The organism is Rhodococcus sp. BS-15, assembly GCF_000813105.1.
Lineage (GTDB): Bacteria > Actinomycetota > Actinomycetes > Mycobacteriales > Mycobacteriaceae > Rhodococcoides.
Genome location: NZ_BAOX01000173.1, coordinates 1 through 10394, shown reverse-complemented (window position 1 = coordinate 10394; position 10394 = coordinate 1). Strand labels below are relative to the sequence as shown.

The following is a 10394-nucleotide window of genomic DNA, read 5'->3' as shown; positions in this document are numbered from 1 at the left end:
GGGGTGGAGATGGCGGAGATGTTCCATCACTATCCGGGCGCGGTGCGTGGTGCCGTCGAGCTCGGTCGGGAGTGCTCGTTCGATCTGAAGTTGATCGCGCCGCGCCTGCCGCCATTCGATGTGCCCGACGGTTACACCGAGATCAGCTATCTTCGTCGACTCACGTTCGAGGGGGCCGCTCGTCGGTACGGCCTGCAGTCGGCGAACCCGGCGGCCTATTCGCAGCTCGAGTACGAGCTCGACATCATCGAGAGGCTCGAATTCCCCGGTTACTTCCTGGTGGTCCACGATATCGTCCACTTCTGCAAGACACACGACATCCTCTGTCAGGGAAGAGGTTCCGCGGCCAACTCGGCTGTCTGCTTCGCGATCGGCATCACCAACGTCGATCCGGTGGCGAACAAGCTGCTGTTCGAGCGCTTCCTCGCACCCGAACGCGACGGGCCGCCCGACATCGACATCGACATCGAATCCGATCGTCGGGAAGAGGCGATCCAGCACGTCTACGCCAAGTACGGCCGCACCCATGCCGCTCAGGTGGCCAACGTCATCACCTATCGCGGCAAGTCCTCGGTCCGAGACATGGCCCGCGCGCTCGGTTTCTCACAGGGACAACAGGACGCGTGGAGCAAGCAGATCACCCGCTGGTCCGGAATCGGTGATCAGGAAGGCGACGGTATTCCCGAGTCGGTTCTCGAACTCGCGCGGCAGATCGAGGGCTTCCCGAGGCACCTGGCATTCACTCCGGTGGCATGGTGATCTGCGATCGGCCGATCGCCGACGTCTGTCCGGTGGAATGGGCGACGATGGAGAACCGCAGTGTGCTGCAGTGGGACAAAGACGATTGTGCCGCAGTGGGTTTGGTGAAGTTCGACATGCTCGGGCTCGGCATGCTCTCGGCATTGCACTACATGATGGATCTGATCTCCGAGCACAAGGGCATCGAGATCGACCTCGCCTCGATCGACCTGTCCGAGCCCGAGGTGTACGAGATGCTCCAGCGAGCCGATTCGGTGGGGGTGTTCCAGGTCGAGTCGCGTGCGCAGATGGCCACTCTGCCGCGGCTCAAGCCGCGGAACTTCTACGATCTGGTGGTCGAGGTCGCGCTGATTCGTCCCGGTCCGATCCAGGGTGGTTCGGTGCACCCGTACATCAAGCGCCGCAACGGACTCGAGCCGGTGATCTTCGAGCATCCGTCGCTCAAGAAGGCGCTCGATCGAACTCTCGGGGTGCCGCTGTTCCAGGAACAGCTGATGCAGATGGCCATCGATGTCGCGGGGTTCAGTGCTGCCGACGCCGATCAACTGCGCCGTGCCATGGGGTCGAAGCGATCACCGGAGAAGATGGAACTGCTGCGTGGTCGGTTCTACGACGGGATGCGCGATCTGCACGGCATCACCGGCGCGGCAGCGGACCGAATCTACGAAAAGCTGTCGGCTTTCGCCAATTTCGGCTTCCCCGAGAGCCATTCGCAGAGCTTCGCCTCACTGGTCTTCTACTCGTCGTGGTTCAAGTTGCACCATCCGGCGGCATTCTGTGCCGGTTTGTTGCGCGCCCAACCGATGGGTTTCTACTCACCGCAATCCCTGGTCGCCGATGCCAGGCGGCATGGTGTGCTTGTCCACGGTGCAGACGTGAACGCCAGTCTCGGCCACGCGAATCTCGAGGCGGACGGCCTCGAAATTCGCATGGGGTTGGCGGATGTGAAGTTCATCGGTACCGCAGTGGCCCAGAAGATCGTCGACGCGCGAGACGCACACGGGCCGTACACCTCGTTCCTGGACCTGACGGGACGCGTCGAACTGTCGGTGGCGCAGGCGGAAGCGCTGGCAACGGCAGGCGCACTCGGGTGTTTCGGCATCACTCGCCGAGAGGCACTGTGGGCTGCGGGTGCAGCGGCAGGGGAGCGTCCGGGCCTGCTCCCTGGCATCGGAGCGTCGACGAAAGCGCCTGCACTACCGGGAATGTCGGATCTCGATCTGGCCTCGGCGGACGTCTGGGCAACCGGTGTGTCACCGGATTCCTATCCCACGCAGTTCTTTCGAGATCGGCTCGATTCACTCGGCGTGATTCCCGCGAACCGGCTGCTGCAGATTCCGGACGGAGACCGCGTGCTCGTCGGCGGAGCGGTGACGCATCGCCAGCGGCCGGCAACGGCAGGAGGCGTCACGTTCATCAACCTCGAGGACGAGACCGGCATGGTCAACGTGGTGTGCTCGGTCGGGTTGTGGGCCAAGTACCGCAAGCTGGCGATCACGGCTCCGGCGTTGCTGATTCGAGGCAAAGTACAGAACGCCGAGGGTGCGGTGACCGTGGTGGCCGATCATCTGCAGCTGATGGATCTGCGAGTTGCGTCCAGATCGAGGGATTTTCGCTGACCAAGGAACCTGAATTTGCATAGCCTTGCCTAAGTGATACTTTACTGCTCAACCAAAGCCCCGGTAAACATCGAGCAACGGAGTACACCGAAGTGAGAACGTTCCGCGCCCCCCCGTCTACTTGTCGCAGCCGCCGCGACTTCGATGCTCGTACTCGGTGCGTGCAGCACCGATTCGACCACGGGCGAATCTGCCGACGCCGCAACCGTCACCGTCGAGACCAACAACGGCAGCATGGAGGTTCCGGCAAATCCGGTGCGCGTGGCAGCACTGGACAACACCTCGTTCGAGACGCTTCGGGCGTTCGGTGTCGAGCCGGTTGCTCTTCCCAAACCCATCATGCCGTCGACGGGCTTCGAGGAGTGGATCGACAACGACGCCATCCTGGACGTCGGCACCCATCGCGAACCGAACCTCGAAGTGGTCAGCGAAGCAGAACCGGATCTCATCATCGGCGGCTATCGATTCCAGGAATACACCGAGGAGCTCGGCCAGATCGCGCCGACGATCGACATCTCGCCCGACGACGAGAATTTCGTCGAGACGCTGAAGACTCAGACCGAGACGCTCGGCGTCATCTTCGGCCTGCAGGACAGAGCGGCCGAGATCATCGCGGCCCTCGACGCTGCAGAGGCTTCTGCTGCAGCGCAGACCACCGGACAGACAGTATTTCTCGCCAACGTCAACGGCGGCAAGATCGACAATGGTGCTGCGCGCATCGGTCGTCTGCTCGAACCCCTGACCCTGACCGACGTCTTCGCAGGTGAGGCAGGCGATGTCCACGGTGACTCGGGTCTGGCGCCGGAAACCATCGCTCAGGCCAACCCCGATTGGGTCATCGTTCTGGACCGCGACGCCGCAGCCGGTGAGCCCGGTTCGTCCCCGGCCAAGGCCGTATTCGACGCACAGGAAGCGTTCGCCGAGACCACCTTCACCACCGAGGACCAGATCATCTACCTCGATCCGTTCTTCTACACCCGCGAGGGAATCCAGGCGTACACCGAAGCGTTCCAGTCGATCTCGGACGCGTTCGAGAACGCCGCGTAGGCCGGACGAACACCGCACGACGGATCACCGACATGACGAACAAGAGACTGCTGCTTGCCGCGATCATGGGGATAGTGACGATGCTGACCGCCGCGTCACTGCTCGTCGGCGGATACGACATCACCGTCGCCACGATGATCGACGATCCAGCGGCCAGAAACATGTTTCTGATCTCGCGGGTTCCTCGCACTCTGGCGTTGATCTTCGCAGCCATGGCCATGAGCATCTCCGGGGTGATCATGCAGATGATCACCCAGAACAAGTTCGTCGAACCCACCACCGCAGGCACGGCGCAGTGGGCCGGACTCGGTGTCCTGGCCACATTGATCGTGCTGCCCGACGCGCCGCCGATGACCAAGATGCTCGTCGCCACGGTGTTCGCTCTGGTCGGCACGCTGCTGTTCGTCGGCGTGCTCCGGCGGCTGTCGGTCCGGACCACATTGGTGGTCCCGCTCGTCGGCATCATGCTGGGTGCCGTCGTCGGGGCCGTCACCACATTCCTCGCCGGGACTTTCGATCTCCTGCAGGCGATGTCGGCCTGGCGGTCCGGCGGATTCAGCGGGATCGTGCGAGGGTTCTACGAACCGATGTGGGCGGTGATCGTCATCGCGGTGCTGGCATACCTGCTGGCGCATCGCTTTACCGTTGCCGGACTCGGTAAGGAGCTCGCCACGAACGTCGGGATGAGGTACGAGCAGATCGTTCTGGTCGGCGTCGCGATGGTCGCCGTGGCCACCGGCGTCACCACGGTGGTCGTCGGGTTCATTCCGTTTCTCGGACTCATCGTGCCCAACCTGGTGTCGATGATGCTCGGCGACGACGTTCGCAAGAACCTTCCCTGGGTGGCGCTCGTCGGTGCAGGTCTCCTGTTGGCATGCGATCTCGTCGGCCGAACGGTCGTGGCACCCATGGAAATTCCCGCATCGGTTGTTCTCGGAGTTCTGGGGGCAATCGTGTTCGTCGTTCTGATCGTGAGGCAGCGTCGGTATGTCAGTGCTTAGTTCCCGTGTGGACCCGCGCATCACCGGACCGATGCCGCGCGGACCGAAGGCGTCGCGCTTCACGCCGAGGATGCGATTGGCGGTGCTGTCGGTGATCGTGGCGATCGCCGTCGTGTGTTTCCTGTTCCTGTTCGTGCGCGGATCGTTCGCCTTCGCGTTCCCCCGGCGGCTGAACATGGTGGGAGCCATGGCCGTTGCGGCGTTCACGCACGGCCTCGGCACGGTGGTCTTTCACACCGTCACCAACAACCGCATTCTGACGCCGTCGATCATCGGGTTCGATTCGCTCTACACGCTGATGCAGACGATCATGGTGTTCGTCTTCGGTGGCACCGTCATCGCCAACACCGAGGGCATCCCGAAGCTGTTGGCCCAGACGGCATTGATGGTCGCACTCGCGACCGTTCTGTACGGCTGGTTGTTCTCCGGCAAGCTCGGCAGTCTATTCCTGATGCTGCTCGTCGGAGTTGTGCTCGGGCTGGCATTCGACAGCATCTCGACGTTTCTGCAACGCCTGCTCTCACCCACCGAATACGACATGCTGTCGGTCGAACTGTTCGGCCGACTCAGCGCTGTGAAGGGCGATTACCTGCCGTTGGCGTTCGGGGTGTGCCTGTTCGCCGCAGTAGTGCTGTGGAAGCGCCGACACCACCTGGACGCTCTGCTGCTCGGACGGGAGGCAGCCATGGGGATCGGGGTGTCCTACAAGCGCGAACTGATCTCGATGCTGATGCTCATTGCGCTGCTGGTGGCGTTCTCGACGGCTCTCGTGGGACCGATGACATTCTTCGGTTTCATCGTCGCGACGCTGGCCTACCAGGCCACCGGCAGTTACAAGCACATCTACGTCCTCCCGATGGCGTTCCTGCTGGGCTTCCTGACGTTGCTACTGGGGCAGTTCATCATGCAGCACATCTTCTATGCCGGCGGGTTTCTCACCGTCATCATCGAATTCGCCGGTGGCATCTTGTTCCTCATCATGATTCTTCGTAAGGGGACGCTGTGATCGACTTTCGTGATGTGACCAAGTCCTATCAGGACACCACCGTTCTCGGTCCCGTCACCGGTGCCATTGCAAAGGGAGGGATCACCTCTCTCGTCGGGCCGAACGGAGCAGGGAAATCCACCCTGCTGACGGTCATCGGGCGATTACTCGACCCGACCACGGGCACGATCACCGTGGGTGGGATGGACGTTCGCGTCGCGAAGTCTCGGGAACTTGCCAAGCACCTGTCGATCCTGCGCCAGGAGAACCACATCACCGCGCGGTTGACGGTCCGTGAGCTGGTCGGGTTCGGCCGGTTCCCGCATTCGAAGGGAAAGCTCGGTCCCGAGGACGAAGCGCACGTCGACGAGGCCCTCGAATTCTTGAATCTGGCTGCCCTCGAAGGGCGATTTCTGGATCAACTCTCCGGCGGGCAACGGCAACGAGCGTTCGTGGCGATGGTGCTGGCCCAGGACACCGAGTATCTTCTGCTCGACGAGCCCTTGAACAATCTCGATCTCAAGCATTCGGTGCTGATGATGAAGCAATTGCGTCGTGCTGCAGACGAACTGGGCAAGACCATCGTGCTCATCGTGCACGACATCAACTTCGCCGCCGCCTACTCCGACAGTATCGTCGCCATGCGCGACGGCATCATCGTCAACACGGGCACTGCTGAGGAGATGATGCAGGACGACGTGCTGAGCGAGGTGTTCGACACCCCGGTTCGCGTCCACGTCGTCGAGGGGCACCGCACTGCCGTCTATGTGCGGTAGTCGATCGGCGACGTGCACAATCGAGTGGTGAAGCTGCTGCTGATTGCCGATACTCATCTCCCGAAACGGGCTCGCGCCTTGCCCGACGAGGTATGGACCGCCATCGACGACGCCGATGTGGTGCTCCACGCAGGTGATTGGGTGAATCTGGCCGCGTTCGAGGAGCTTTCGCAGCGGTCGCGTCGACTGGTCGCGTGCTGGGGCAACAACGATGGCGAGGAGCTGCGAGCACTCATGCCCGAGCGCGCCGACGCCGTACTCGGCGGGGTGCGGTTCACCGTGACCCACGAGACCGGTGCCGCGACGGGACGGGAACGACGGATGGCGGCCGCGTACCCGGAAACGGACGTGCTCGTGTTCGGCCACAGTCACATACCGTGGGACACGTTCGCAGACAACGGTCTACGGCTGCTCAACCCGGGATCGCCGACGGATCGGCGTCGGCAACCGTTCTGCACGTACATGACGGCCACAGCCGAAGACGGTGCGCTGACGAACGTGGAGCTGCATCGCATCGCCCCTCGATAGCGGCGATGCGAAGTACTCACATTCCGCCTGCCACCCTGATGACGGTTCCGGTCGCGTATCGCGCATCCTCGGACAACAACCACGACACCGCCCCGGCGATCTCGTCCGGCACACCGGGGCGGCCGAGCGGGATGCTCGACGCCATCTTCTGTGGCCGCTCCCGATCTCGATGGAAGTCGGTCTCGATGACACCGGGTGCCACTGCATTGACGCGGATGTTCTGCGCAGCAACTTCTTTCGACAGTCCGACCGTCAGCGTATCGACGGCGGCCTTGGCTGCCGCGTAGTGGACGTACATCCCCGGACTGCCCAGGGTCGCCGCAGCGGAGGAGATGTTGACGATGGAGCCACCCGATTCGGCCATTGCCGTGATCGCGTACTTGCAGCAGGTGAGTACCCCGACGAGGTTGACGTCGAGGTCCGCTCTGATGGTCTCGATGTCGTTGTCCACCAGCGCCCCTACGGCGCGCGCCGAACCGGCGTTGTTCACCAGGCCGGTGACGGTGCCGATCCGGGCGGCTGAGGTGAAGAGGTCGACCACCGATTGTTCGTCGGTGGTATCGGCCCGTACGGCGATCACCGTTCGGCCGTCGGTCGACAGTTCGCTCGCCACTGCTCGAGCGGTAGCGGAATCGGAGCGGTAGCCGATCACCACATCGTGCCCGTCGGCCACCAGTCGCCTGGACACCGCAGCGCCGATTCCGCGACTTCCGCCGGTGACGACGGTCAAGGGAGCGCTCATCTGTCGACAATAGCCACCGCGCAGCAGGCACAATTGATTGCAGGCGCGATGCGCACGCACGGGAAAGAAGGAACCGACGTGATCGATCGACCGGAATTGGCAGCGTTTCTCCGGCAGCGACGGCAGTCGCTGCAACCGGAGGACGTAGGGCTGCCACGGGGGCAGCGCAGACGCACAAGGCCTCCGCCGTGAGGAGGTCGCAGAACTCTGCCACATGTCGACCGACTACTACGCACGACTCGAACGGGCTACCGGACCCGCCCCGTCGGCGCAGATGATCGCCTCCATCGCACAGGGATTGCATCTGTCGCTCGGCGAGCGTGATCACGTGTTCCGACTCGCCGGGCACAATCCTCCCGCTCGCGGGTCGTCGAGCGAGCACGTCAGCCCAGGAATGCTACGAATTCTGGACCGCCTGAACGACACGCCCGCCGAGATCGTGTCCGAAACCGGAGAAACGCTCCGTCAGACGCCGCTGGGAGCGGCCCTGACCGGTGATGCGTCGTTGCGCACCGGGCCGAATCGGAGTCTGGGATACCGATGGTTCACCGACCCGAGGTGCGGCAGTCGTACCCGCCCGAAGAACGTGCCGTGTTGTCTCGGGTGTACGCGTCGGGATTGCGCGAAATCGTCACTCTTCGCGGACCCGACTCGAGAGCTGCACACCTGTCCTCAGAGCTGCTCGCGGTCAGCGCAGAATTTCGGACCCTGTGGGCGAAGCGCGAAGTAGGGGTTCACCCACCCGAGTCCAAGCGGTTTCTGCACCCGACGGTCGGCCTGCTGCAACTGAACTGCCAGACACTGCTGGACCCCGAGCAAGCGCAGCGACTGCTGGTGTACACGGCAGTCCCCGGCAGCGAGAGCTACGCCAAATTGGAACTGCTTGCGGTGGTGGGAACTCAGGTTCTGTCCTGATTCGATCCAAGGTGTCGGTCGTATCAGTGGATCGGGAAGTCCTGGATAAGCCCGGCGCGGTCGTCGAACATGGGTTCCGCAAGTCGAATCCGCACGATCAACACCAGCACAGGAGCTTGCCATGGGCCGCACAACACACATATCCCTTCCCGATCTGACGGGGAAGGTTGCCGTCGTCACGGGAGCGAGCGACGGGATCGGAACGGTCATTGCCACGCAGCTCGCCCGCTCCGGTGCCGAGGTCGTCATGCCGGTGCGCTCTGCCACCAAGGGGGAGCGGGCAGCCGAATCGATCCGAGTCGCGGTACCGGGAGCGAAGGTCACCACTCGGGCGCTGGATCTGTCGTCGTTGGAGTCCGTTTCCGCTCTGGTGGAAGATTTCTCATCCGATGGCCGGGCGATCGACATACTCGTCAACAACGCAGGTGTCATGCAGCCACCTGCGCGTCAGGTCACCCAGGATGGATTCGAGCTGCAGTTCGGTACCAATCACCTCGGCCACTTCGCGCTCACCCTAGACATCCCAGGTCCGTAACTTGTCAAGCTGCGGCTGGTTGTTGCCCGGTGCGGTGTGCCCAAGCGGTGTGTTCGTCGTATTCGGTGTGGTGACGTAGGCACCCGTGCAGGAGCCCGACAAGTCTGTTGCCGAGTGCGCGGAGCGCTTGGTGGTGGAGGTCTCCGGCAGCGCGGTGGTGGTCGTAGAACGCGCGTGCGCCCGGACTCTGGTTGAGGGCGCAGAACGCCCACTGGTCGATGGCATCGTAGAGCCGCCGGTTGCGGATATGACGAGCCAGTACGGCCCGCTTCTTGCCCGACGCAACTGTCAGGGGTGACGTACCGGCGTAATTCTTGCGAGACTTGGCGTTGGTGTAGCGGGCGACGTCGTCGCCGAATTCACCGAGCACCCGGGCGCCGAGGATGACACCGATTCCTGGCAGGGAGAGGTAGATAGCGGCGTCCGGGTGTGTTTCAAAATGGCGGGTCAGTTGGGCTTCGAGGTCGACGATCTGACGGTTCAACTCCGCGATCAGCGCCACCGCCGAGCGGGTGGTGGCGGCGAACGCAGCGGCAACAGGAGGTGGTGCCGTGAGATGGTCGGTACGCAATGCAACGCGAATTTCTTCAGCGCGTGATTCGATATTGCGTTGTCTCCCAGCTTTTTTCAGGATCGATCGGATCGTCGCTGCGCTCAGGTGAGATGCTTCGGCGGGCGAGGCGGCACGCGAGAGCACCGCGACGGCGTCGCCGTGATGAAGACTGTCGAAGGCCTCGAGTGCGGCGGGGTAGTACTCGCGCAAGGACGAGCGCAACGCGTTGGTCTGCCGGTTACGGGACCAGATCAGATTCTGATGTCCGCGGGCCAATACTTTGATCGCCTCGGCCGAGGTCGAGTCGCCGGCGATGGTGCGGTGGTTGTGCCTGTCGGTGCGCACGAGGTCGGCCAAGAGTTTGGCGTCGCCGGCGTCGGATTTTGCACCCGAGACATGGTGGCGGTCTCGGTAGCGCGCAGCAGCGAGCGGATTGACCGCGTACACGGTGTATCCGGCCGCGGCCAGAGCAGACACCCACAAGCCGCGATCGGTCTCGATGCCGACGACGACCTCGGCGGGCGCCTGGGCGTACGAGGCAATCACATCGTGAAACCCACTGATACCCGCCAGTCCTTCGGGTAATCGGCGTGAGGTCAACCGTTTCCCGTCGGCGTCCATCACGTGGATGTCGTGGTGATCCTCCGCCCAGTCGTCTCCAACAAAAATCATTCGGTTCTCCTGTTCGCGCTCGATCGGACACTGTCGGCGAGCCTCGAGGGATCCGGACGGCGACCTAATGGATCAGTGCTCTGGTGGCACGACACCCCATCAGCATTCTGGGAACCCTCGCCGACCGGTGGGGACACGATCTAGGGTTAGGAGTCGATCCACACTCCAGGTTGAAATAGTGCTCACCCACCAGCGGCTCGGTGACCAGCGTTGTCCGGTTGCTCCAGTTCCAGCCGGAGACTCGCCGATCAAGTCCCATTAG

At 63.0% G+C, this 10394-nt stretch carries 7 protein-coding genes and 3 pseudogenes; 8 read left to right on the top strand and 2 right to left on the bottom strand.

Annotation, left to right across the window (positions count from 1 at the left end; genetic code table 11):
- From RHBS_RS17925 to RHBS_RS17900, 6 genes and pseudogenes are all read left to right on the top strand, one after another.
- Positions 1-2378, top strand: a pseudogene (locus tag RHBS_RS17925) (error-prone DNA polymerase); the annotation flags it as partial.
- Between the two features lie 144 nt (positions 2379-2522).
- On the top strand, positions 2523-3425 hold the full coding sequence (locus RHBS_RS17920) for a siderophore ABC transporter substrate-binding protein (RefSeq protein WP_128646154.1): 903 nt from the start codon (positions 2523-2525) through the stop codon (positions 3423-3425).
- A gap of 32 nt (positions 3426-3457) precedes the next feature.
- Positions 3458-4426 carry an ABC transporter permease gene (locus RHBS_RS17915; RefSeq protein WP_128646153.1) on the top strand — a complete coding sequence of 323 codons (969 nt, stop codon included), beginning with the start codon at positions 3458-3460 and terminating at the stop codon, positions 4424-4426.
- Complete coding sequence (locus RHBS_RS17910; protein WP_237669366.1) at positions 4413-5432, top strand: iron chelate uptake ABC transporter family permease subunit; 1020 nt, start codon at positions 4413-4415, stop codon at positions 5430-5432. Before RHBS_RS17915 ends, RHBS_RS17910 begins: the two co-directional genes overlap by 14 nt.
- Positions 5429-6187: an ABC transporter ATP-binding protein gene (locus tag RHBS_RS17905; RefSeq protein ID WP_128646152.1), complete on the top strand. Its 759-nt coding sequence runs from the start codon at positions 5429-5431 to the stop codon at positions 6185-6187. The genes RHBS_RS17910 and RHBS_RS17905 overlap by 4 nt, the downstream gene beginning before the upstream one ends.
- 27 nt (positions 6188-6214) lie before the next feature.
- Positions 6215-6715, top strand: coding sequence for a metallophosphoesterase (locus RHBS_RS17900; RefSeq protein WP_128646155.1), 501 nt, complete (start codon positions 6215-6217; stop codon positions 6713-6715).
- Positions 6716-6731: 16 nt separating this feature from the next.
- Here the strand turns inward: RHBS_RS17900 and RHBS_RS17895 are convergent, their stop codons facing one another.
- Positions 6732-7457, bottom strand: a complete 726-nt coding sequence (locus RHBS_RS17895; RefSeq protein WP_128646151.1) for an SDR family NAD(P)-dependent oxidoreductase — start codon at positions 7455-7457, stop codon at positions 6732-6734.
- Positions 7458-7535: 78 nt separating this feature from the next.
- Between RHBS_RS17895 and RHBS_RS17890 the strand changes: the two are divergent.
- Together RHBS_RS17890 and RHBS_RS17885 are read left to right on the top strand one after the other, a co-directional pair.
- Positions 7536-8372 (top strand): annotated as a pseudogene (locus RHBS_RS17890) (helix-turn-helix transcriptional regulator).
- Between the two features lie 121 nt (positions 8373-8493).
- Positions 8494-8886: pseudogene (locus RHBS_RS17885) on the top strand (SDR family NAD(P)-dependent oxidoreductase); the annotation flags it as partial.
- Positions 8887-8911: 25 nt separating this feature from the next.
- On the opposite strand, the gene RHBS_RS17880 reads toward RHBS_RS17885, so the two are convergent.
- Positions 8912-10132 (bottom strand): IS110 family transposase, encoded by a 1221-nt coding sequence (locus RHBS_RS17880; RefSeq protein WP_121869940.1) that lies wholly within the window; start codon positions 10130-10132, stop codon positions 8912-8914.
- Positions 10133-10394 lie beyond the last annotated feature (262 nt).

Bases quoted from the DNA above. Each gene is read 5' to 3' on its own strand.
- RHBS_RS17920 (WP_128646154.1), top strand. From the start codon at position 2,523: ATGCTCGTACTCGGTGCGTGCAGCACCGATTCGACCACGGGCGAATCT.
- RHBS_RS17915 (WP_128646153.1), top strand. From the start codon at position 3,458: ATGACGAACAAGAGACTGCTGCTTGCCGCGATCATGGGGATAGTGACG.
- RHBS_RS17910 (WP_237669366.1), top strand. From the start codon at position 4,413: ATGTCAGTGCTTAGTTCCCGTGTGGACCCGCGCATCACCGGACCGATG.
- RHBS_RS17895 (WP_128646151.1), bottom strand. From the start codon at position 7,457: ATGAGCGCTCCCTTGACCGTCGTCACCGGCGGAAGTCGCGGAATCGGC.
- RHBS_RS17880 (WP_121869940.1), bottom strand. From the start codon at position 10,132: ATGATTTTTGTTGGAGACGACTGGGCGGAGGATCACCACGACATCCAC.